Annotated in this window: 21 protein-coding genes and 1 tRNA gene; 13 read left to right on the forward strand and 9 right to left on the reverse strand. The window is 62.4% G+C overall.

The window, feature by feature from the left end; all coding sequences use genetic code 11:
- Positions 1-48 precede the first annotated feature (48 nt).
- The 7 genes from rbfA to QA637_RS17950 all read left to right on the forward strand — a co-directional run bounded on the left by rbfA (position 49) and on the right by QA637_RS17950 (position 8,250).
- Entirely contained in the window at positions 49-456 is a 408-nt protein-coding gene (gene rbfA / locus QA637_RS17920; RefSeq protein WP_153442456.1) for a 30S ribosome-binding factor RbfA, read from the forward strand.
- Between the two features lie 9 nt (positions 457-465).
- A complete protein-coding gene (gene truB, locus QA637_RS17925) occupies positions 466-1,401 on the forward strand; it encodes a tRNA pseudouridine(55) synthase TruB (RefSeq protein WP_153442457.1) in 936 nt (311 codons plus the stop codon).
- A 343-nt stretch (positions 1,402-1,744) separates the two neighbouring features.
- Entirely contained in the window at positions 1,745-3,469 is a 1,725-nt protein-coding gene (locus tag QA637_RS17930) for a sensor histidine kinase (protein WP_283062607.1), read from the forward strand.
- A gap of 270 nt (positions 3,470-3,739) precedes the next feature.
- On the forward strand, positions 3,740-4,009 hold the full coding sequence (gene rpsO / locus QA637_RS17935) for a 30S ribosomal protein S15 (protein WP_136509269.1): 270 nt from the start codon (positions 3,740-3,742) through the stop codon (positions 4,007-4,009).
- Positions 4,010-4,464: 455 nt separating this feature from the next.
- Positions 4,465-6,618, forward strand: coding sequence for a polyribonucleotide nucleotidyltransferase (pnp, locus tag QA637_RS17940; protein ID WP_153442458.1), 2,154 nt, complete (start codon positions 4,465-4,467; stop codon positions 6,616-6,618).
- 228 nt (positions 6,619-6,846) lie between these two features.
- Positions 6,847-7,863 (forward strand): class I SAM-dependent methyltransferase, encoded by a 1,017-nt coding sequence (locus QA637_RS17945; protein ID WP_283062610.1) that lies wholly within the window; start codon positions 6,847-6,849, stop codon positions 7,861-7,863.
- Between the two features lie 171 nt (positions 7,864-8,034).
- Complete coding sequence (locus QA637_RS17950) at positions 8,035-8,250, forward strand: hypothetical protein (RefSeq protein WP_283062611.1); 216 nt, start codon at positions 8,035-8,037, stop codon at positions 8,248-8,250.
- A gap of 82 nt (positions 8,251-8,332) precedes the next feature.
- Here the strand turns inward: QA637_RS17950 and fabI are convergent, their stop codons facing one another.
- Genes fabI through fabA form a run of 3 tightly spaced genes read right to left on the reverse strand, consistent with a single transcriptional unit; the run spans position 8,333 to position 10,927 of the window.
- Positions 8,333-9,139: an enoyl-ACP reductase FabI gene (gene fabI / locus QA637_RS17955; protein ID WP_153442461.1), complete on the reverse strand. Its 807-nt coding sequence runs from the start codon at positions 9,137-9,139 to the stop codon at positions 8,333-8,335.
- A 4-nt stretch (positions 9,140-9,143) separates the two neighbouring features.
- On the reverse strand, positions 9,144-10,364 hold the full coding sequence (fabB, locus tag QA637_RS17960) for a beta-ketoacyl-ACP synthase I (RefSeq protein ID WP_283062613.1): 1,221 nt from the start codon (positions 10,362-10,364) through the stop codon (positions 9,144-9,146).
- 47 nt (positions 10,365-10,411) lie between these two features.
- Positions 10,412-10,927, reverse strand: coding sequence for a 3-hydroxyacyl-[acyl-carrier-protein] dehydratase FabA (fabA, locus tag QA637_RS17965; RefSeq protein ID WP_153442463.1), 516 nt, complete (start codon positions 10,925-10,927; stop codon positions 10,412-10,414).
- Positions 10,928-11,314: 387 nt separating this feature from the next.
- On the opposite strand from fabA, the gene irrA reads away from it, so the two are divergent.
- The gene (gene irrA / locus QA637_RS17970; protein ID WP_283062614.1) at positions 11,315-11,737 is read left to right on the forward strand and encodes an iron response transcriptional regulator IrrA; all 423 of its coding nucleotides are present in this window, start codon (positions 11,315-11,317) and stop codon (positions 11,735-11,737) included.
- A gap of 60 nt (positions 11,738-11,797) precedes the next feature.
- On the opposite strand, the gene QA637_RS17975 is transcribed toward irrA, so the two are convergent.
- From QA637_RS17975 to QA637_RS17985, 3 genes are all read right to left on the reverse strand, one after another.
- Entirely contained in the window at positions 11,798-12,433 is a 636-nt protein-coding gene (locus QA637_RS17975) for a trimeric intracellular cation channel family protein (RefSeq protein WP_283062616.1), read from the reverse strand.
- A 308-nt stretch (positions 12,434-12,741) separates the two neighbouring features.
- Complete coding sequence (locus tag QA637_RS17980) at positions 12,742-13,527, reverse strand: YdcF family protein (RefSeq protein WP_283062617.1); 786 nt, start codon at positions 13,525-13,527, stop codon at positions 12,742-12,744.
- A gap of 153 nt (positions 13,528-13,680) precedes the next feature.
- Positions 13,681-15,075: a sulfite oxidase gene (locus QA637_RS17985; protein ID WP_283062619.1), complete on the reverse strand. Its 1,395-nt coding sequence runs from the start codon at positions 15,073-15,075 to the stop codon at positions 13,681-13,683.
- Between QA637_RS17985 and QA637_RS17990 the strand changes: the two genes are divergently transcribed.
- Positions 15,062-15,496 (forward strand): hypothetical protein, encoded by a 435-nt coding sequence (locus QA637_RS17990; RefSeq protein ID WP_283062621.1) that lies wholly within the window; start codon positions 15,062-15,064, stop codon positions 15,494-15,496. The two genes, QA637_RS17985 and QA637_RS17990, sit on opposite strands and share 14 nt — an antisense overlap.
- Positions 15,497-15,589: 93 nt before the next feature.
- On the opposite strand, the gene QA637_RS17995 is transcribed toward QA637_RS17990, so the two are convergent.
- Positions 15,590-15,665: transfer RNA gene (locus QA637_RS17995), tRNA-Ala, on the reverse strand.
- A gap of 197 nt (positions 15,666-15,862) precedes the next feature.
- Positions 15,863-16,252, reverse strand: coding sequence for a TIGR02300 family protein (locus tag QA637_RS18000; RefSeq protein ID WP_184108403.1), 390 nt, complete (start codon positions 16,250-16,252; stop codon positions 15,863-15,865).
- A 286-nt stretch (positions 16,253-16,538) separates the two neighbouring features.
- Between QA637_RS18000 and aroA the strand changes: the two genes are divergently transcribed.
- The 3 genes from aroA (at position 16,539) to rpsA (ending at position 20,413) form a co-directional block, all read left to right on the forward strand.
- On the forward strand, positions 16,539-17,906 hold the full coding sequence (aroA, locus tag QA637_RS18005; RefSeq protein ID WP_283062624.1) for a 3-phosphoshikimate 1-carboxyvinyltransferase: 1,368 nt from the start codon (positions 16,539-16,541) through the stop codon (positions 17,904-17,906).
- Complete coding sequence (cmk, locus tag QA637_RS18010) at positions 17,906-18,544, forward strand: (d)CMP kinase (protein WP_153442470.1); 639 nt, start codon at positions 17,906-17,908, stop codon at positions 18,542-18,544. The genes aroA and cmk overlap by 1 nt, the downstream gene beginning before the upstream one ends.
- 162 nt (positions 18,545-18,706) lie before the next feature.
- Positions 18,707-20,413: a 30S ribosomal protein S1 gene (gene rpsA / locus QA637_RS18015; protein ID WP_136509254.1), complete on the forward strand. Its 1,707-nt coding sequence runs from the start codon at positions 18,707-18,709 to the stop codon at positions 20,411-20,413.
- A gap of 185 nt (positions 20,414-20,598) precedes the next feature.
- Here rpsA and QA637_RS18020 read toward each other — a convergent pair whose 3' ends face one another.
- Complete coding sequence (locus QA637_RS18020) at positions 20,599-22,239, reverse strand: hypothetical protein (protein ID WP_283062627.1); 1,641 nt, start codon at positions 22,237-22,239, stop codon at positions 20,599-20,601.
- Between the two features lie 440 nt (positions 22,240-22,679).
- Between QA637_RS18020 and QA637_RS18025 the strand changes: the two genes are divergently transcribed.
- Positions 22,680-23,009: a DUF6665 family protein gene (locus QA637_RS18025; RefSeq protein WP_153442472.1), complete on the forward strand. Its 330-nt coding sequence runs from the start codon at positions 22,680-22,682 to the stop codon at positions 23,007-23,009.
- The last annotated feature ends 2 nt before the right edge of the window (positions 23,010-23,011 follow it).

Consider the following 23,011-nt stretch of genomic DNA (forward strand, 5'->3'; position numbering starts at 1 on the left):
CTTGAGTGGATTCAATCCAAGGTCATGACGTGATCCGAGGTAAGCACGATGACCAAATCCACATCCTCCGCCCCTTCCCAGCGCATGCTGCGCGTGGGAGAACAGGTGCGCGCCGCGATCACGCAGGTTCTGCAGCGTGGCGAGGTGCGTGATCCCTTGATCGAGAAGACGGTGATTTCCATTTCCGAGGTGCGCATGTCGCCGGATCTGAAGATCGCCACGGCCTATGTGACCCCGCTCGGCATGAGCGACCATGGCGCGGTAATCGAGGCATTGAACCGGAACGCGAAGTTCATCCGCGGACGGCTCGGGCCGCAGCTGCGGCAGATGAAATACATGCCGGAAGTCCGCTTCCGCGACGATACCAGCTTCGAAAATTACCAGAAGATCGATGAGCTGCTGCGCTCGCCCGAAGTCAGCCGCGACCTCGATTCCGATACCGACGACGAAGAATAAGAAAGATCCATGTCCAAACCGCGCAAACCCAAGGGTCGCCCGATCTCGGGCTGGCTGATCCTCGACAAGCCGCTCGACTTTGGTTCCACCGAGGCCGTTTCGAAGATCAAGTGGCTGTTCAAGGCGCAGAAGGCGGGTCACGCCGGCACGCTCGATCCGCTCGCCTCTGGCATGCTGCCGATCGCGCTTGGTGACGCGACGAAGACCGTTCCCTACGTGATGGATGGGCGCAAGATCTACGAGTTCACCGTCGCCTGGGGCGAGGAGCGGACGACCGACGATCTCGAGGGCGACGTCATCCGTTCCTCGGCGGAGCGGCCGACGGAAGAGGCGATCCGCGCCCTGCTGCCGAAATACACCGGCGTGATCAGCCAGGTGCCGCCGCAATTCTCGGCGATCAAGATTGACGGCGAACGCGCCTACGATCTCGCCCGCGACGGGGAAGCGGTGGAAATTCCGGCCCGCGAAGTGGAGGTCTTCCGGCTGTCACTGATCGGATGCACGCCGCATCTCGCGCATTTCGAGATCGAATGCGGCAAGGGAACCTATGTTCGCTCGCTTGCCCGCGACATGGGCCGCGATCTCGGCTGCTTCGGACATATAGCCTCGCTGCGCCGCACGTTCGTCGCTCCCTTCGGCGAGGATGACATGGTGCCGCTTGCCGACCTCGTTGCGCTGGAGAAGATCGAGGACGATGCCGAGAGGCTCGCGGCGCTGGATGACTTCCTGATCGAGACGGGCGAGGCTCTTTCCGGCCTGCCGCACATCGCCGTCAATGACGATCAGGCGCACCGCCTCAAGATGGGCAATCCGATCATCCTGCGCGGACGCGAGGCACCATTGCCTGCTCCCGAGGCCTATGCGACGGCGCGCGGCAAGCTCGTGGCGATCGGCGAGATCGCCGAAGGCGAATTCCGGCCAAGGCGCGTGTTCGCGACGTCCTGATCCGTCGGCACGGCTGCACATTTCCTTAAATCGGAACCGATTCAAGGATAAAACATGCAGCAATTCAAAGTGCTATGGCGTCCTTTGCGCGTCTGAAAAGACGCGCGACGCTGCAGGCGGTTTGCGTTTGCTGGAACGCTGACGCATGATCGCGAGTGACGATTCGATCTGTTCGGCGCAAGCTGCGGATATGGCCGTTCGCGGCGATCGAGCTCAATCCGAGATCGCGATCTTGCCATGCGCCAACTCGTGGCGGTTGTGCGGCCGACGCGCAGGAGCCACGGGACCTCGTTTGATCGTTGGCCGCCGGCGGCGCGACGATAGACGGTGAAAGGCGGCCCGGGTGACTGAGGTGTCAGGGAAGGACCACGGAGAAGCTTCGCGCGGCGGCTTGCAGGCCGCAGCCGCCTTCGTTCGGGACCGTCTCCGCCGGCCGTTCAGCTTCTATCTGATTTCGCTGCTGCTGGTCGCGATCATCCCTTCCTTCATCTTCTCCTTCGTCATCCTGAAACGCAGCATGGATGCACAGGAGCAGGTCGTGACATCGCTCCTGAACGCCTCGACCGGCTCGGTCGCGCGCATCGTCGAGCGCGAGATCGAGGGCATGCTGACGACGCTCAAGGTTCTTTCGACATCGAGCGCGATGGAGTTGCGCGACATGCGCGCCTTTTACGGCCGCGCTTCCGTCGCCTTGGCCGACAGTGATTCCAACCTGATTGTCATAGACAGGAACCGCAATCAGAGACTGAATACCCGACTTCCCTTCGGTGCGCCGCTTGGACAGGCGTCCGATCCGGAGTCGATCGAACTTGCCTTCAAGAACAAGGGTCCACTCGTCTCCGGCGTGTTTTTCGACAAGACCGACGGGCGATGGGCCTTCAATGTCTATCTTCCGGTCAGTCTTTCAACCGGGGAGAGCTATCTGTTGACCTTGACGCAAGACGCTGACGGGATGGCGAAGGCTGTCAACCGCGACACGCTGTCGCCCGGCTGGAATGCCGCACTGGTGGATGGCAGCGGAAAGGTGATCGTGTCTTCCGATGCCGCGGTCAAAGCGGGCGACACATTCTTCCTCGAGAAGCTGCCGGCGATCAGCATCGGCGTTGCCAACATCAGCGAAAACGGCGCGGACTACCGCGTCGCGACCGAGTTTTCCATCGTGACCGGATGGCGCATCGTCGCCTGGGCGCCGCGTCAGGTTGTCGATGCGCCGATAGTGTGGTCGTTCCTCTGGTTGTCGCTCGGCGGCATCATTTTCGCAAGCATCGCGGTCGCGGGTTCGCTGACCATCGCCCGCCTGCTCTCGCAGGGGGTGAAGCTGCTTGCCATGGACGCCCGGCGCCTCGGCGCCGGCGAGCCGATCAAACCGCGTCGCTACATGATTACCGAGGTCGAGGACGTATCGAGGGCGTTCGCCCGGGCGGCCGCAGCGCGCACCAAGGCTGAAGGGGAAATCCGTTTTCTGATGAGGGAGGTTGCGCACCGCTCCAAGAATCAGCTCACTGTCATTCAATCAATGCTGAACCAATCCGCCAGTTCCGCCGAGAGCGCGTTGGAATTCGCCGAGGCGTTTCGAAAGCGGATTGCCGGACTTGCCCGATCGACCGACCTGATGGTCGCCAATGCTGCCCTCGGTGTCGATCTCCAAGAACTGGCGCAGGATCAGCTGCAACCTTTTACCCCCGACGACCCGAAGCGCATCGTCCTCACCGGTCCGGCCTTGCGGTTGGAAACGCAAGTGGCTCAGATGCTCGGTATGGCGCTGCACGAACTGGCGACCAACGCGACCAAATACGGCGCCCTTGCCAACGCGACCGGTATCATCAGGCTCGACTGGTCAGTGTCGGATGGAATGATCGCTATCCGTTGGCGCGAAGAGGGAGCGGATATTGCGCCGCCGAAACAAACTCCCGGGCGAACGGGTTTCGGAACGGTCGTGCTCGAGCGTATGCTCGGCATGGCGCTTGGGGCTGAGCTCGAAAGGACGATGCACCCGGACGGCATCGAATGGACCATCCGGATTCCGCGCAGCAGCAGGGGCGACGTACCGGCCGAAACCGGAAGTTGACGGCGAGAGTGATGGACGCGGACGCTTTTCAAGGGTTTGCCGGATAGCACCTTCGATTCCCGGAAACCGGCGAGCGCGCCTTCAGCCAACCGGCAATTGAAGCGTGGCGTGCCGCCTCCGGACGCCGGGTTCCATGACCCTTTCCTTTTCGATCCATTTCGTTTATAGGCACGCCAGCGAAGGGGACTGCCTCTTCGTATGAACGGCCGCGGCTGGACGACATCCCGGCTGCCGGCGACCCCGAAATCCTCGAAACGAAAGGATCATCCGATGTCGATTACTGCAGAGCGCAAGGCTCAGCTCATCAAGGAATTCGCGACCGCTGAAGGCGACACCGGTTCTCCGGAAGTCCAGGTTGCGCTCCTGACGGAACGGATCAACAACCTGACCGAACACTTCAAGGGCCACAAGAAGGACAACCATTCCCGCCGTGGTCTTCTCGCGATGGTTTCCAGCCGTCGTTCGCTCCTCGACTATCTGAAGAAGAAAGACGAAGCGCGCTACACCAAGCTGATCGGTGCCCTGGGCATCCGTCGCTAAACGACTTTGTCCGGCGGGCCGCTTGCGGTCCGCCGGCTTTTTATTGGGCGCTTGATCGCCTGCTGCATGCTTCCTTAAATCGGGGCCGATTGAAGGATAGAAACATGCAGAAATTCAAAGTGCTGCTGCGACTTTTGTGCGTCTGAAAGGACGCAACCGCGCGGCAGAATTGTCTCTCCGCTGGCGCCTGTGGCGCGAGGATTGGAGAGAATGTCCAGCGAACCGGATGGGCCGGTATCGCGGATCAACCGATGGCCCGTCATGGGGCAGGATTGCAGGATGCTTCGGCGCCCGCGCGCCGGAGCTGCCACGCGGGCAGCACGGCGAGACGGAATCGAGCCGGTTTGTTTAGAAGCCTCCCGTTGTCTTGCCCGTGATGCGCCACCACCAAGCGGCTCTCAGATCATCCGCGCTGCAAAAGCCGCGGAAGGTCTCCCGCACACGAAGGACAGAACATGTTCGAGACCCACAAGGTAGAAATCGAATGGGCAGGGCGTCCGCTCAAGCTCGAAACCGGCAAGATCGCGCGTCAGGCTGACGGTGCCGTTCTCGCCACCTACGGCGAAACGGTGGTGCTTGCCACCGTCGTTTCGGCCAAGGCACCGAAGCCGGGCCAGGATTTCTTCCCGCTCACCGTCAACTACCAGGAAAAGACCTACGCTGCCGGCAAGATTCCCGGCGGTTATTTCAAGCGCGAAGGTCGCCCGAGCGAAAACGAAACGCTCGTTTCCCGCCTGATCGACCGGCCGATCCGTCCGCTCTTTCCGGAAGGCTACAAGAACGACACCCAGGTGATCGTCACGGTCATGCAGCATGACCTGGAGAACAATCCGGACGTCGTTTCGATGGTTGCGGCCTCCGCCGCGCTGACGCTTTCCGGCATCCCTTTCATGGGCCCGATCGGCGGCGCCCGCGTCGGCTACATCAACGGCGAATATGTGCTGAACCCGCATCTCGACGAGATGGATGAATCCTCGCTCGATCTCGTCGTCGCCGGCACCCAGGAAGCCGTGCTGATGGTCGAGTCGGAGGCCAAGGAGCTGCCGGAAGACATCATGCTCGGCGCCGTCGTCTTTGGCCAGAAGGGCTTCCAGCCGGTGATCGACGCGATCATCAAGCTTGCCGAAGTTGCGGCCAAGGAGCCGCGCGAGTTCGAACCGGAAGATCATTCCGCGCTCGAAAACGCCATGCTCGTCATTGCCGAAGACGAGCTGCGCAACGCCTACAAGATCACCGAGAAGGCTGCCCGCTACGCCGCCGTCGACGCCGTCAAGGCCAAGGTGAAGGAACACTTCCTGCCGGAAGGCATCGAAAATCCTCCTCACACGGCGGAAGAAATCGCTGCCGTCTTCAAGCATCTGCAGGCCAAGATCGTTCGCTGGAACATCCTCGACACGCAGAGCCGCATCGACGGCCGCGACCTCGTCACGGTCCGCCCAATCGTCGCGGAAGTCGGCATCCTGCCGCGCACGCACGGTTCGTCGCTCTTCACCCGCGGCGAGACGCAGGCAATCGTGGTTGCCACGCTCGGCACCGGCGAAGACGAGCAGTATGTCGATTCCTTGACCGGCATGTACAAGGAAAACTTCATGCTGCACTACAACTTCCCGCCCTTCTCGGTCGGTGAAACGGGCCGCATGGGTTCCCCGGGCCGTCGTGAAATCGGTCACGGCAAGCTCGCCTGGCGCGCCATCCACCCGATGCTGCCGACGGCGGAACAGTTCCCCTATACGCTGCGCGTCGTCTCCGAAATCACCGAGTCCAATGGTTCCTCCTCGATGGCCACTGTCTGCGGCACGTCGCTGGCGCTGATGGATGCAGGCGTGCCGCTTGCAAAGCCCGTCGCCGGTATCGCCATGGGCCTCATCAAGGAAGATGACCGCTTCGCCGTTCTCTCCGACATCCTCGGCGACGAAGACCATCTCGGCGATATGGACTTCAAGGTTGCGGGCACCGAGGCCGGCATCACCTCGCTGCAGATGGACATCAAGATCGAAGGCATCACCGAAGAGATCATGGGTGTTGCCCTCAACCAGGCCAAGGGCGGCCGCATGCACATCCTCGGCGAAATGGCCAAGGCCATCTCCGAAAGCCGCGGCCAGCTCGGTGAATTCGCCCCGCGCATCGAAGTGATGAACATCCCGGTCGACAAGATCCGTGAAGTCATCGGTTCGGGCGGCAAGGTCATCCGCGAGATCGTCGAAAAGACCGGCGCCAAGATCAACATCGAAGACGACGGTACGGTCAAGATTGCATCCGCCTCCGCCAAGGAGATCGAAGCGGCTCGCAAGTGGATCCACTCGATCGTCGCCGAGCCGGAAGTCGGCCAGATCTACGAAGGCACGGTCGTCAAGACCGCTGATTTCGGCGCCTTCGTCAACTTCTTCGGCGCCCGCGACGGCCTCGTCCACATCTCGCAGCTCGCCTCCGAGCGCGTCGCCAAGACAACCGACGTCGTCAAGGAAGGCGACAAGGTTTGGGTCAAGCTGATGGGCTTCGACGAGCGCGGCAAGGTTCGCCTCTCGATGAAGGTCGTCGATCAGGCGACCGGCAAGGAGGTCGTCGCCGAGAAGGCGGAGAAGAAGGACGGTGGCGAAGCGGCCGAATAAGCCGAACGCATCCGGGGTGTAGCCATACGCCTCCCATTTATCACCCCTCCCCAACCCCTCCCACAAGGGGGAGGGGCTGTCGCGCATGGCCCTCGTTCGCCCAACTCAACATCCGAACTTGCGGAACCGTTGGATTGGTGAACAGTGGGCGCACCCGGTAAGCCCCTCCCCCCGTGGGGAGGGGTTGGGGAGGGGCCTCTCGGCAGCACCGAATCCGACGGAAGCCCCATGAGCCGCGACGCACTGAAAACCCTATTTCACCCTTTCGACACCGGCGTCATCGATCCGCCGGGTGAGGACGAACGCGTGCTCTTTCTCGGGGCCGAGGCGGGCTACAGGCTGCCGCAGGACTTTTCCGCCTCGATCGCTGCCGTGCAGCCTCTAAGGTCGCTCTATCGCGCGCTGGAAGCGGCACGCGCCGACGTGACTCCGCTCGCCGAGGGCGACGAGTATGACGCCGCGCTGGTGCTCTGTGGCAAGCACAAGGGCGAAAACGAGGATCGGATCGCCGAGGCGCTCAAGCGCACCCGCGCTGGCGCATTGGTCGTGGTTGCAGGCGGCAAGGAGGACGGGATCCAGCCGCTGCGCAAGAAGATCGGCAAGTTCGGCTGGGACGGGGACTCGCTGCCGAAATATCATGGCGTCGCCTTCTGGTTCACCCGGCCCGAAGACGTGTCGGAGGCCGTGTCCCAGCTTGCCAAGGTGCCGGTGCGTGTCGACGGCCTGTTCGAGGCGTCGCCTGGCATGTTCTCGCACGATCGGGTGGATCCCGGTTCGGAGCTTCTTGCCTCGCGGCTCCCCAAGGATTTTACCGGCCACGCGGCCGATTTCGGTGCCGGCTGGGGCTATCTTTCGGTGATGCTCGCCCATGCCTCGCCGGGCGTGAAGGGCATCGATCTCTTCGAGGCGGACTATGAAGCGCTGGAGGCCGCGCGCGTCAACATGATGGCGAACGCCCCCTCGATACCGGCCCGTTTCTATTGGCACGACCTCACCAGCGAGGAGACGCGCGACAAATACGACCTGATCGTCATGAACCCGCCCTTCCACGAGGGGCACGCCGCAGAGCCGTCGCTCGGTGCCGCGATCATCAGATCGGCCACCAAAGCCTTGAAGCACGGCGGCAGGCTGATGCTGGTCGCCAATCGCGGCCTGCCCTACGAGCAGGTTCTCGCGGAAAACTTCAAGGAGAGCGGCGAGACCTGCCGCAATGCGCGCTTCAAGGTCCTCTGGGCGAAACGCTAGCGTTCAAAGAGTTAGCATCCAGATGAATGTACACGCTCCGGAGAGCGCCGTCGCTTGCCGCGGCGCGCCGTTTCCAGTTGCCAGCAAGGACGATCAGGAACACCATGGCCGGGTCGGTGCGTCTTTGCAGGAGAGGAGCAGGCGATGGGATTTGGACCCGCTCGACCCCCTATGATGGAAGATGTTGAAGAGGTCATTGCGCGCGATATCAAGCATGCCGAGGGACATGGCGCGACGTCGGAAGTTCCGCTCCCGTTCCTCCGCAAACTCTATCGCGTGCCGCTTGCGCCGGGAAGGCTGCGACACATGCGTGGCGCGACAGCCATTGTTGGCCTCGCGCTCCTGGCCGTTCTTTTCGGATTGATCTGGGGCTGGACGGCGGCCTGATCCGGGTTCGGGCAATTCAGGAAAAGTGTGTGGTGGCTTTCCGTGCGGAAGTACGTCTGGTGAGTAACCCGGATCGGCTGTCTTACTCCACGTCGGCGGTGCGCAATGCCTCGAGCGTCGGCATGGAGGTGATGTTGTAGCCGGAATCCACATAGTGGATTTCGCCGGTGACGCCGCGCGAAAGATCGGAGAGAAGGTAGAGCGCCGAATTGCCGACATCGTCGATCGTCACCGTGCGGCGCAGCGGCGAATTCTTCTGCTGCCAGGACAGCATCGCGCGGGCGTCCGAGATGCCGGCGCCGGCGAGCGTACGGATCGGCCCGGCCGAGATCGCGTTGACGCGGATGCCGCGGGTGCCGTAGTCGGCCGCGAGATAGCGCACCGAGGCTTCGAGCGCCGCCTTGGCAACGCCCATTACATTGTAGTTCGGCATGACCCGAGTCGAGCCGCCATAGGTGAGCGTCAGCATCGTGCCGCCTTCGTTCATCAGCTCGGCGGCGCGCTTGGCGATCTCGGTGAAGGAGAAGCAGGAGATGACCATGGTGCGGCTGAAATTGTCGCGCGTGGTGTCCGCGTAGAGCCCCTTCAGCTCGTTCTTGTCGGAGAAGCCGATGGCGTGAACGACGAAGTCGAGCTTTCCCCAGCGCTCCCTGATGGCGGCGATCACGGCGTCGACCGACGCGATGTCCTCGACGTCGCAGGGAAGGAGGAAGTCGGAATTGACTTCTGCGGCGAGCGGCTTGACCCGCTTGCCGAGCGCTTCCCCCTGATAGGTGAAGGCGAGTTCGGCGCCCTGGGCGGCGAGCGCCTTCGAGATTCCCCAGGCAATAGAATGGTTGTTGGCCACCCCCATGATGAGGCCGCGCTTTCCGTTCATCAGTCCGTTCATTGTGTTATCCGTTGTAGCGCTGGAAGACGAGCGTGGCGTTGGTGCCGCCGAAACCGAAGGAGTTCGAAAGAACCGTGTCGATCTTGGCGTTGTCGATCCGCTTGCGAACGATCGGTACGCCTTCGAACTCCGGGTCGAGCTCGCTGATATGCGCGCTTTCGCCGATGAAACCGGCCTGCATCATCAACAGGCCGTAGATCGATTCCTGGACGCCGGCAGCGCCCAGCGAATGGCCCGTGAGAGATTTGGTCGACTGGATATGCGGCATCTTTTCGCCGAAGACTTCGCGAATGGCGCCGATTTCCTTGGAGTCGCCGACTGGCGTCGAGGTTCCGTGGGTGTTGACGTAGTCGATGTCGCCCTTCACGGTCGCAAGCGCCTGGCGCATGCAGCGCACAGCGCCCTCACCGGACGGGGCAACCATGTCGTAACCGTCGGAGGTTGCGCCATAGCCGACGATCTCGGCATAGATCTTGGCGCCGCGGGCCTTGGCACGCTCCAGCTCCTCGAGCACCAGAACGCCGGCGCCGCCGGCAATCACGAAGCCGTCGCGGTTGGCGTCATAGGCGCGCGAGGCCGAGGACGGCGTATCGTTGAACTTCGATGACATCGCGCCCATGGCATCGAAGAGGTTCGACATGGTCCAGTCGAGATCCTCGTGGCCGCCTGCGAACATCACGTCCTGCTTGCCCCACTGGATCATTTCCGCGGCATTGCCGATGCAATGCGCCGAGGTCGAGCAGGCGGACGAGATCGAGTAGTTGACGCCATGGATCTGGAACCAGGTCGCAAGCGTGGCCGAGGCCGTCGAGGACATCGCCTTCGGCACCGCGAAGGGGCCGATGCGCTTGGGGCTCGTGTTCTTGCGCGTGACGTCGGCAGCCTCGACGATGGTGCGGGTCGAAGGACCGCCCGAGCCCATGATGATGCCGGTGCGTTCGTTGGTGATGTCGCCGGCTTCAAGCCCGGAATCTGCGATTGCCTGCTTCATCGCCACGTGATTCCAGGCGCCGCCCTGCGACAGGAAGCGCATGGCACGCCGGTCGACGAGGTCGGTCGGGTCGAGCGTGGGTGCCCCCCAGACATGGCACTTGAAGCCATTCTCGGCGAAATCGGGCGAATACGTGATGCCCGATTTCGCATCGCGCAGCGATGCCGTGACTTCCTCGGCATTGTTACCGATCGAGGAAACGATGCCGAGGCCCGTGACAACAACCCGTCTCATGGTAATGACCTTTTCTTAACTTGAACCCGTCCTGGCCTTTTTGCGGCTCAGTCGGCCTTTTCCTGGAAAAGACCGACCCTGAGGTCGCTGGCCTTGTAGATCACTTCGCCATCGGCCTTCATCCAGCCGTCGGCAATGCCGAGCACCAGGCGGCCGCGCATCACGCGCTTGAAGTCGATGCCGTATTCGACCAGCTTGGTCTTTGGCGTCACCATACCTGTGAATTTCACCTCGCCGGTGGAGATCGCTCGGCCCTTGCCGGGCTCGCCGAGCCAGCCGAGGAAGAATCCCGTCAGCTGCCACATGGCATCGAGGCCAAGGCAGCCGGGCATGACGGGGTCGCCCATGAAATGGCAGGGGAAGAACCAGAGGTCCGGCGTGATGTCGAACTCGGCGCGGATGTAGCCCTTGTCGTGCGGGCCTCCGGTTTCCGAGATGTCGGTGATGCGGTTGAACATCAGCATCGGCGGCAACGGCAGCTGGGCATTGCCGGGGCCAAACATTTCACCTCGGCCGCAGGTCAGGATTTCCTCATAGCTGAAGCTGGATTGTCTGGTGGTCATGAATGGTTTTTTCCCCGAGTGACTGAGTGTTCCCCGACCTGCTTTAGAGCAAGTTCGGGCTGAATTGAAGCGTGGCCCTGCGCCAATGGCAATCCCGTCTGCCGCAGTTTCCGCTTCGACGATATCCTATAAGGTAGTGCGGATGGCGGCGAAAACCCGCTTCACTTTTTCTCTCATGCGGCTCTTATTGGCGACATCGTTCCGCCGTCGCTTACAATATGAATGTGGGCACGACCAGAGTTAAATGCCAGCCTTCCCCCGCTTTGGGCCGATTTTCAGGCGTTTGCACCCCTGGAAGCTCGGAATCTATTGAAAGCGGCGGCGGCAGAAGTTATATCGCAAACGGATAATCTGTGAATTTTGGCCAGGATACCGAAACGGCTGCGTATGACGAAAGCACCACAAATGTGTTCGCAGGAGAGGCTGCGCAATTCGGGCTTGCGCCCGACACGCCAGCGCGTCGCGCTTGCGGATCTCATTTTCGCAAAGGGCGACCGTCATTTGACCGTCGAGGAGCTGCACGAAGAGGCGGTCGAGGCCGGCGTCCCGGTTTCGCTTGCCACCGTCTACAACACGCTTCACCAGTTCACCGAAGCGGGCATGATCCGCGTGCTGGCGGTCGAGAGCGCCAAGACCTATTTCGACACCAATGTGTCCGACCACCATCATTTCTTCGTTGAAGGGCAGAATGAGGTGCTCGACATTCCGGTGAGCAATATCCAGATCGACAATCTTCCGGAGCCTCCGAAAGGCATGGAGATCTCCCATGTCGATGTCGTGGTCCGCCTGCGTCGCAAGTCCGATCGCTGACCACAGGAACGGCGCCGCGTCCGTCGGACGCTGAAGGCGTCGTGAAGTTTTCAAAAACTTCTACATCACATCGTTCGGGTGGCGACCGGGGCCGGCCTTGCCGGTCGGCAGCGTCCAGCCATACCGCAACGCGCCGCCGCGAACCGCGAAGGCCGAGAGCACGCCGATCGCGGAGGTCGCTGCGAGCGGCATGCCGATCACCGTCGCCAGAACGAAGGCCCCGGCGCCAACAAGGGCCGCGGTGACGTAGATTTCCGGTCTCAAGAGCACGGAGGGCTCGCCGGCGAGCAGATCGCGCAGGATGCCGCCGAAGGTCGCCGTCAGGATGCCGGTGACCAGCGCGACGGTCGGCGAGCCAGTGGCGGCCAACCCCTTCGCAGCGCCCATGACGCAATAGGCCGAAAGGCCGATCGCATCGAGCCACACAAGCACGCGGTAGCGAGACTCAAAGCGGTGGGATGTGAGGAACACCAAGAACCCGACCGAGGCACAGATGATGAGATAGGCCGGGTTCAACACCCAGAACACCGGTGTCACGCCCAGGATCACGTCGCGCATCGTGCCGCCGCCAATGCCGGTGACCGATGCCAGGAACAGATAGCCGATGATATCGAGTTGTTTGCGCGATGCCGAAAGCGCACCTGTCGCCGCGAAGACGGCCACGCCGGCATAGTCAAGAATTTCGAGGATCGGCATGGGTACTCCGCTCTCTGGACTGCGCCGAGCCCGGGTTGACGCTATCCGCGATCATTAGCGCAACGCCGGGAATAAGTCAGCGGGGCGGAAGGCCGTGGCATTCAAGGATATGACAGAGCGAGTTGAGGATCTTGCTCCTCACCCTACAGCGCCGCGCGTCTTATCAGACGCGCAAAGGACGCTGTAGCACTTTGAATTGCTGCATGTTTCCTTAAATCGGCTACGATTTAAGGAAACATGCAGTAGCCCTCTCCCCGCAGGCGGGAGAGGGGACTTAGAGGGCGCTCACCGCGATCTATCGCAAAAGCCTATCGTGGCAGGATCGTCTGCGTCCGGCCAAGCAGATAGTAGGCAAGCAGCCCGGTCCATTCCTTGGCGGCGGTCGTCGTCAGTTGCGCATTGAGTGAGGGCTGGGTGAAGTCGACGCCGAGCTTCACCTTGCCGCTCGTCCGATAGTCCGTCGGCCAAGGCATCACGTCGATGCCGAACGAACGGAAGAGGCCGATCGAGCGCGGCATGTGGTAGGCCGAGGTGACAAGCGCGCAGTGCTCCATTTGGTTCGCGCCCAACAAATCTTTGGTGTTGCGCGCATTCTCGAAGGTGGTGCGCGAGTTTTCCTCGCGGACGAGACGATCAGGCGCGATACCGAACGCGTCGAAGAACGGCCGCGAGAGCTCCGCGTCGCCGGCATAGCCACCGCTCAACGAACCGTCTCCGCCCGACACGAGGATGCGGGCGGCAGGATAGGCCCTGGCAAGCCGGGCGGTCTCGACGAAGCGCTCCGCCGCCTGGTTGAGTTCGATGCCGCCGCGCCCATCGATCACCACGTTCTCGAAGGCGCCGCCAAGCACGACGATGCAGGTAAGCTCCGCCGGCGGGGAGGGGCGGGGAAACCGGTCTTCGAGGATCTGCAGGAAGTAAGAGCCTGTTGTCGTGAACAGGGTCAGGAACAGCACCACGAGGCCAAGCGAGCCGAAAACGCCGCCGATGCGCGCGCGGCCCAGCAGCGCCAGCAGAAAGCCGATGAGGGCGCTGAAGAAGGCGAGGGAGAGCGGCTGGGCAAGGAGCCAGAAGATTTTGGAGACGAGGAACATCGGACCCTTGTTCTCCAGTGTCGCTGGTTAAGATTTTGTGAATGCATCAACCGCGCAATCGGGCGAACATCCGGCACTACGCTTTGGACCGCATCCGTCTCGGCGACGTTGTGCTGACCAGAGGTCTCATCGAGCGCGCGCCCGCGCTCGGCGTCAGATCACCCGTGCGGCGACGGAGTGGATCGAGTTGTTGCCGTAGCCCATACGGTTCCACTCGGCGCGTTCAGGCTGGATTCGGCCGGTCATGTCGGTGGCGCGTGCCCGAACGGCGAGCGGCCCGATCCGATCGAGCCGCGTGATCAACTCCCACCATTGCCATGCCCCAGGCCGCCGTTCGCCCACGAGTCGTGCCTCGTGCCATGGGCCGCCGTTCAGGCTTACCTCGACCCGACAGATGCTCCCGGCGCCAGACCAGGCGACGCCGCGGATCGCCGTCTCCCCACGCGGCAGGCTCTCCCCTTGATCGGGCGAAGCGATCAGCGCCCGCACATTCATGAGGGTCACCGGCGCGCGCTCGTCGTTCCCGTTCCGCACCCACTCGTACCAGTACTTCTCCGTCTGATGGTAGGCCTCGCAGGGCTTGTCGCTAACAACGATCTCGGTCAGCCACTTGACGGACGCCACGGCATACCAGCCGGGCACGATCAGCCGCAGCGGATAGCCGTGAGGTGACGACAGCGGTTCGCCGTTCATCTCGTAGGCAAGCAGCGCGCCCGTTTCGCGAATCTGGTCGAAGCCGAGGCCGCGTTCGAAACGTATCGGCGCATCGTGACCGTCGACGAGCCCGCCGTCCGCGCCGCGGAACGTGAGTTCCGTTGCGCCGGGTCTGAGGCCTGCCCGTTCGAGCACTTCGATCAAGGGAACGCCGGTCCATTCGGCGGTACTGACGGCGCCCAGGCCCCAGGGTTCGCCCGGCACGGCCGGATCGAACAGGCTGCGGCCGTTACCAGCGCATTCGAGGGTCACCACGAGACTCTCGGCATGAAGATTGTGAAGGTCCCTCATACGCAGGCTCAGCGGCCTTTCGACCATACCGCCGACCGAGAGGCGATAACTCTCGCCGTCGAGTTTCGGAATATCGAAGTGGTTGCGCAAGTAGAACCGGCCATTGGGCATCACGGCCCCGCCCGCGAGGTCCCGCACCGATGTCTCGCCGTTCAGCGGATAGGCGCTATGAACCACAAGTCCCGCCTCGATGGCGTCCTGGCAAGCATCCGCCGGGTCGAGCGATGTGGTTGAAACCTGCGTCGGGTGTGCATCGCAGCCGCCGCTCGCCACGACTTCGGCGCAGGTCGATGCCGGCATCACTTCGACCTCGCCGGCTTGCCGGAACGGCGTCAAGAATGCTTGTAGGACGGCCTCATCCGCCGCCTCGGCGATGAAGAACAGCGAGTGGGCACCGCGGACCACGGCCTCGCCCTTGATGGCCACGCCATTGCGAGCGGCGCTCGGCCGGCTCAGATGGTTCAGCAGCATCGCGCCCATGGCCGGATCGCGCGCGGGGCACGCTTCGGGCGAATGCTGATGGCGCACGATGAACAAAGGCATTGGGGAACCTCCATGCTTTGGCGGCGTCTTGCTGCTGCGCCAAACCGCCTGTTGTGGTCTGCAGTGCGTCGATCCCCTCCCGATTTGCCGATCCGGTGCGCCGATGACGCTGTTTACGATCGCGTTGCCACGCCACGACGGCGGAGATGATGACCCTCATGCCTCTGCTCCCGCCATACCGGACGAGCATCGGCCGCAATATATCACGGCGCATTTTCACTTTCCTGCGGAAGCGCAAGTGAAGATGCCCTGCTTCTTTGCTTTGGGGTTTCCTAAAGCGCCGTGTGTCTTTTCAGACGCACAAAGGACGCTGCAGCACTTTCAATTGCTGCATGTTTTGTCCTCAGATCGGGTAGGATTTAAGGAAACATGCAGGAAGACTGCCCATCGCGGCCGGCGCATTGCGAGCATCGATCGGTAGGTCGTCGGACGCCGCTTTTCGCTCTCGCGCGTCCCTGCAGACCGGTCACATGCCGATTGTCATCTGGGTAGATTATTGGGATGCAATAAGGTTTGGTGGAGCTAAGCGGGATCGAACCGCTGACCTCTTGCATGCCATGCAAGCGCTCTCCCAGCTGAGCTATAGCCCCATCAGGGTCCGGCAGTGCCGGTTCCGGGAAGATCGTCGGGCGTTGTGTCCGGCGAGTGGCGGCTTATTACTTCTGCTTTTTGCAGATGGCAAGCCGAAAATTTATGGCCGGTGCGATTTATTTTCTCTTCCGGCCATCTGCCCCGGCCGCCGCATAGTCTCGCGGCCGAAGCGGCTTTTGTCCGTCTTTTGAAACGCTTAGACGTCTTCGTCCTCGTCGGAGACGCCGATGAGGTCGCTCATATCGTCGTCGTCCTCGTCTTCGTCGGTCTCCAGGAAGGTGTCGTCGTCGTCGCCGTCGATCTCGACATCGTCGTCACCGAGATCCGGCAGGTCGTCGCCGCCCGATGCCTCGTCGTCGGCATCCTCGAGCGAGACGAGCTCGACTTCCGTGTTCTCCGTATCGACTTCCGTTACGTCTTCCTCTTCCTCCTTCTCGAGCACCTTGGCGACGGAGCTCTCCTCGAAGAAGGACAGCGGATAGGACTTGCCCGTATAGGGGGAGACGATCGGATCACGGTTCAGATCGTAGAATTTGCGCCCCGTTTCCGGGTCGATGCGCTTTGTTCCAAGTTCCGGTTTTGCCACAGTCAAAGCCTCTTGAATGGCCGGACGAACCGGCTCTTGCCGGAAAGCCGGCGGGTGGAAAGTTATCAAGCTTATGATGATTAGCCGGTCCCCATAATCGTCTTGACGACTTCTGTCAAAGACAAACTTCGGCCGGGCCTCGCTCGCATTTTCTTCGTCCGGGAGGATGACCCTATTTGTGCTTTATGTTAGGGAGCCGGCGAGACCGGCGGTCCGCTTCCCAACGCGCGAGAAGCGCGTGATGTTCCGTGGCCGCCGGCAGCCGGATTGTCAGAGGAAAAACATCATGTCCCATGGCTCAAGCCCGCGGCCTGCCACCGCAAGCAAGTCTTCCGATCTCAAGGGCACGGTCCGCATTCCCGGCGACAAGTCGATCTCGCATCGCTCCTTCATGTTCGGCGGTCTTGCCGCGGGCGAGACGCGCATCACCGGCCTGCTCGAGGGCGAGGACGTGATCAACACCGGCAAGGCGATGCAGGCCATGGGCGCCAAGATCCGCAAGGAGGGCGACACCTGGATTATCGACGGCGTCGGCAACGGCGCGCTGCTCGCGCCGGAAGCGCCGCTCGATTTCGGCAATGCCGGCACCGGCTGCCGGCTGACCATGGGCCTTGTCGGCGTCTATGATTTCGACTCCACTTTCATCGGCGATGCCTCGCTCACAAAGCGGCCGATGGGGCGCGTGCTGAACCCGCTGAGGGAAATGGGCGTCCAGGTGAAATCGGCCGAGGGCGACCGGCTGCCGGTAACGCTGCATGGACCGAAGACGCCGAACCCGATCACCTATCGCGTGCCGATGGCCTCCGCCCAGGTGAAATCGGCTGTCCTGCTCGCCGGCCTCAACACGCCCGGCATCACCACCGTCATCGAGCCGGTGATGACGCGCGACCATACGGAAAAGATGCTGCAGGGTTTCGGCGCCAACCTGACGGTCGAGACCGATACGCAAGGCGTGCGCACCATTCGCCTCGAAGGGCGCGGCAGGCTGACTGGCCAGGTGATCGATGTCCCAGGCGATCCGTCCTCGACGGCCTTCCCGCTGGTGGCCGCCCTTCTCGTGCCGGGCTCGGATGTCACCATTTTGAACGTCTTGATGAATCCGACGCGCACGGGCCTCATCCTGACGCTGCAGGAGATGGGCGCCAACATCGAAGTCATGAATGCGCGCCTTGCCGGCGGCGAGGATGTCGCCGATCTCCGCGTGCGTTATTCGGAGCTGAAGGGCGTCACCGTGCCCGAAGAGCGCGCCCCGTCGATGATCGACGAATACCCCGTGCTCGCCGTCGCCGCCGCCTTCGCCGAAGGCTCGACAGTCATGAACGGCCTCGATGAGCTGCGCGTCAAGGAATCCGACCGCCTCTCCGCCGTCGCCGATGGCCTGAAGCTCAACGGCGTCGACTGCGACGAGGGCGAAGCCTCGCTGGTCGTCCGCGGCCGCCCCGGCGGCAAGGGCCTCGGCAATGCTTCCGGTGGCAAGGTCAAAACCCATCTCGACCACCGCATCGCCATGAGCTTCCTCGTCATGGGGCTCGCGTCCGAACATCCGGTGACCGTCGACGACGCGACGATGATCGCAACCAGCTTCCCGGAGTTTATGGATCTGATGACGGGGCTGGGCGCGAAGATCGAACAGACGGAAGCCAAGATCGCTTGATGACTTTCATAATCGCCATCGACGGGCCCGCCGCGGCCGGCAAGGGAACGCTCTCACGCCGGGTTGCCGAGGAATACGGTTTCCACCACCTCGATACCGGGCTTACCTATCGCGCCACCGCCAAGGCGCTTCTCGATGCCGGGCTGCCGCTCGATGACGAGGCGGTTGCCGAGAAGATGGCGCGCAATGTCGACCTTTCCGGTCTCGACCGGTCGGTGCTGTCCGCCCACGCGATCGGCGAGGCGGCGTCGAAGATCGCGGTGATGCCAGCCGTTCGTCGCGCGCTCGTCGAGGCACAGCGCGCGTTTTCGCGGCGGGAACCCGGAGCCGTGCTCGACGGGCGCGATATCGGCACCGTCGTCTGCCCTGACGCCGCCGTGAAGCTCTACGTGACGGCCTCGCCGGAAGTCAGGGCGAAACGGCGTTACGACGAGATCGTCGCCGGCGGTGGCTCGGCCGATTACGACGCGATCTTCGCGGATGTGAAAAAGCGCGACGAGCGCGATATGGGCCGGGCCGACAGCCCGCTTCGGCCGGCCGCGGATGCGCACTTGCTTGACACTTCCGAAATGAGTATAGAGGCGGCATTCCAGGCGGCGAAGACGTTGATCGACGCGGCCTTGCAAAGGAAGATTTGAAGAAAGCCATCATCGGCTCCTGCCGGATCGCCTTCTTTTAAAGCCTGAAATTCCGTCCACGCGCCGGATTGCTCCTTCAAGTGGGGCGGACTGGGTTCAGGCCAGTTTAACGCTAACCCCCGGCGCATGTGCGTCTCTTCTTGAGATGCATCAGGAGATTTTATGTCTGCAACCAACCCCACCCGTGATGATTTCGCGGCGCTTCTCGAAGAGTCCTTCGCCAAGACGGACCTCGCCGAAGGCTATGTCGCCAAGGGCGTCATCACCGCGATCGAAAAGGACGTCGCAATCGTCGACGTCGGTCTGAAGGTCGAAGGCCGCGTACCGCTGAAGGAATTCGGCGCCAAGGCCAAGGACGGCTCGCTCAAGGTCGGCGACGAAGTCGAAGTCTACGTCGAGCGTATCGAAAACGCGCTCGGCGAAGCCGTTCTGTCGCGCGAAAAGGCTCGCCGCGAAGAAAGCTGGCAGCGCCTGGAAGTGAAGTTCGAAGCCGGCGAACGCGTCGAAGGCATCATCTTCAACCAGGTCAAGGGCGGCTTCACCGTCGATCTCGACGGCGCCGTAGCCTTCCTGCCGCGTTCGCAGGTCGATATCCGTCCGATCCGCGACGTCACGCCCCTCATGCACAACCCGCAGCCCTTCGAAATCCTCAAGATGGACAAGCGCCGCGGCAACATCGTGGTCTCGCGTCGTACGGTTCTGGAAGAGTCCCGCGCCGAGCAGCGTTCTGAAATCGTTCAGAACCTCGAGGAAGGCCAGGTTGTCGAGGGTGTCGTCAAGAACATCACCGATTACGGTGCGTTCGTCGACCTCGGCGGCATCGACGGCCTGCTGCACGTCACCGACATGGCATGGCGTCGCGTCAACCATCCGTCGGAAATCCTGAACATCGGCCAGCAGGTCAAGGTTCAGATCATCCGCATCAACCAGGAAACCCACCGCATCTCGCTCGGCATGAAGCAGCTCGAGTCCGATCCGTGGGATGGCATCGGCGCGAAGTATCCGGTCGGCAAGAAGATCTCCGGTACCGTCACGAACATCACCGACTACGGTGCGTTCGTCGAGCTGGAGCCGGGCATCGAAGGCCTGATCCACATCTCCGAAATGTCCTGGACCAAGAAGAACGTTCACCCCGGCAAGATCCTGTCCACCAGCCAGGAAGTCGACGTTGTCGTTCTCGAAGTCGATCCGACCAAGCGTCGTATCTCGCTCGGCCTCAAGCAGACGCTCGAGAACCCGTGGCAGGCATTCGCGCATAGCCACCCGGCTGGCACCGAAGTCGAAGGCGAAGTCAAGAACAAGACCGAATTCGGCCTGTTCATCGGCCTCGACGGCGATGTCGACGGCATGGTCCACCTCTCCGACCTCGACTGGAACCGTCCGGGCGAGCAGGTCATCGAAGAATACAACAAGGGCGATGTCGTCCGTGCTGTCGTTCTCGATGTGGACGTCGAGAAGGAGCGCATCTCGCTCGGCATCAAGCAGCTCGGCAAGGATTCCGTCGGTGAAGCTGCCGCCTCCGGCGAACTGCGCAAGAACGCCGTTGTTTCGGCCGAAGTCATCGCGATCAACGATGGTGGCATCGAAGTGAAGCTCGTGAACCACGAAGACATCACCTCGTTCATCCGTCGTGCGGACCTGTCGCGTGACCGTGACGAACAGCGTCCGGAGCGCTTCTCGGTTGGTCAGGTTGTCGACGCCCGCGTCACCAACTTCTCCAAGAAGGACCGCAAGATCCAGCTGTCGATCAAGGCCCTGGAAATCGCGGAAGAGAAGGAAGCCGTCGCTCAGTTCGGTTCGTCCGACTCCGGCGCTTCGCTCGGCGACATTCTCGGCGCCGCTCTGAAGAACCGCCAGACCAACGAGTAATCGTTGAGGATCTGAAAATAACGAGCCCGCGGAGAGCGATCTCCGCGGGCTTTTTCGTTGAGCGCGATAAGAACCTACTTGCATGTTTCCTTAAATCATAGCCGCTTTAAGGATAAAAACATGCAGCAATTCAAAGTGCTACAGCGTCCAATGCGCGTCTGATAAGACGCGCGGCGCTGTAGAGGCTAACCAAGGCCGCCGAGCTTTCTGTAGAGATCATAGGCATCGATGACGCCGGGCTCGTCGCTCTTCTCTTCCGCTCCACCGTCCGAGGATTCCTTGGGCGCTTGGCGATCGCCTTCGTCGTCCTCTGCGTCCGCTCCGGCATCGTCCTCGCTGTCACTCGCGTGTTCCTGCCAGTCGGCCCTCCCAGCAGCATCTTCGGCGTCCGCCTTGGCCGGAGGGTAGGGAACGAGGGCGAACGGTATCGCCTCGCGGGGAAGCCCGTTTTCGACGAGACGGGTGATCATCTGCTGCAACGTCGGATCGTCGCCGGGATTTGAGGTTCTCGCTTGAATCGCCGAGCGCGGTGCCGCGATCTTGTCCGGTTGGTCGGCGGATCCCGGGTTGCTCATCGGAACGGCCTCGGCCGTCTCGTTTCGGGCGCGCACCAGCGGCGAATGTTCCGCCGCATCGCTTTCCGCCGGCGCGGCCGGCATCCGCTCGCCGGTCTCACCGCCCTTCGGTTCCGCCAGCTTTCCGTTCTCGACCAAGATTTCGGGAAGGGCGAGGCCCTCTCGGACAAGCGCTTTTACGGCGTCGGAGGATAAACGCGCAGCCTGACCGACGGGCTCGGCGCGTGGACCAGCAGGTCGCGTGCCGTTCCCGTCGCCTTCTGGGTCGGGCGCGGGGCGGCCGTAGGTGCCGTCCGCGTCGAGCCCGTCGTCGTCAGCCGCTGCGGCAACCCCGCCTTCGGGCAAGGCCTTCTCGGCGTCGCTTGCCGGCTCGGCGTCTTCCGGCATGGCGGGGAGGGGTGGGTCGGACGCAGGGGCGTCGAAGCTCTCCGCTTCGCCAGCCGTGTTGGCGGCGACCTCGATGCTGGTGTCGGCCACTTCGCCTTCTGGCAGCGTTTCTGTGAGCGCCGCATCGGTTTCAGCCACTTCACCCTGCGTGGCGCCGCCTGTAATCGGTGCCGCTGTCTCCATATCCGGATGGGCCGAAACGAGCGTCCGCTGCGCGCGCGTATCCGGCGTCTGCTTGGCATCCGATCGTTTGGCGTCCTTCGGCGCATCGTCCCGCGCTTCCTCGATCATCGCCTCGACCGGGTCGCCCTCGTCGTCTGCGCTGAAGGTCTTCTTCAGAATCGACTGAAGCAGTGCGATATCGCTGGATGCGGACGCTTTTATTGCGGCGAACTGGGGCGGCGCGGCTGCCTGCACCGGCAGGTTGCGGATCGCTTCCCTTGCCTGAGATTGCGGAAGTCCTGCATCGGCGCCTGCTGGTGCGGTTCTTTCGCCGTGGCTGGACGGCATGGCGGTTAGCACGGCGAGGCGGTGTGCGAGATTGCGTCCGCCGAGTTGCCGCTCCAGGAGTAGCCGCTCCGGCATCGGCATGGACTGAAGGAAACCGATCAAGCGCTTGACGAAGTCGCGGCCGCTTTCCTGCGGCAAGGGCGGAAACCTGAGGATGCGCGCCAAGTCCTCCATCAGCCGCACCAGCGCGTCCCTGGAAAGCACCTCCTTACCGGATAGATGACGGCTGAGCGCGTCGAGAATTTTCTGGATCGCCTCGGCGCGCTGACCCGATGGAAGCGCTGCATGACGGATCTGCGACGTGGATACGTCGCCTGGGCCGACCGCGTTTCTGATCGTGAGAATGGGCAGCATTCCGGTTTCCACTTCGTTACAGAGCCGCGCGTCCCTTAGACGCGCATAGGCCGCTGTAGAACTTTGAATCGCTATCGGAGGGCGCTTCATGCGCGTAACGGCCCAGTTGGCCGCGCCAGCCACGGCTTGGCCGCGGAGACTGGCAGCGCCTTGCGTCTTCAGGTGCGCAATGGACGCAGTAACGCTTTGAATTTTCGCATGTAGGGCATGATCGTTAAGGATAAGCCAAAGGAGTTTATGAAATCTTAACCATACCGCCCGCTGCGCCGAGGCTGATGGGGGCCTTGCGTGAGGGCCATTCCCGGTCCATCCTGCCCCTGCAGCGCCGCGCGTCCAAGCGGACACGCAAGGTCGCTGCAGCACTTTGAATTGCTGCATGATTTTGCCCTTGGATCGACTCCGATTTAAGGAATCATGCCGTCGCTTTCACGGAGCTGCCGATGACATTTCGACCGCCGCAATCGCTGGGCCGCTTTGATACAAGGAGCGGCGTGAATGTGCTCGAATATGAGCTGATGGCGGAGCGTGCGGACGCGCTCGGTCGAAATGGCTTGAAGGTCGAAAGCGCAATTGCGGCGCTCAATCGGTTCGACAGGAGCAAGGACGGACCGGCCGTCCGTGAGCGCCTTCTCGACGAGGCAGCGGACGCTGTCTGGGCCTTCCTCATTCAGCGCGAGATATGCGGCCTGCGCGACAGTCGCGACGCGGTCCGCCGCTACGGCATTCCGAAGGAAGTCATGGCCCGCCTCGGAATCGTCAGAAAGCGATAATC

The sequence above is a fragment of the Sinorhizobium terangae genome (assembly GCF_029714365.1).
In the GTDB taxonomy this organism is placed as follows: domain Bacteria; phylum Pseudomonadota; class Alphaproteobacteria; order Rhizobiales; family Rhizobiaceae; genus Sinorhizobium; species Sinorhizobium terangae.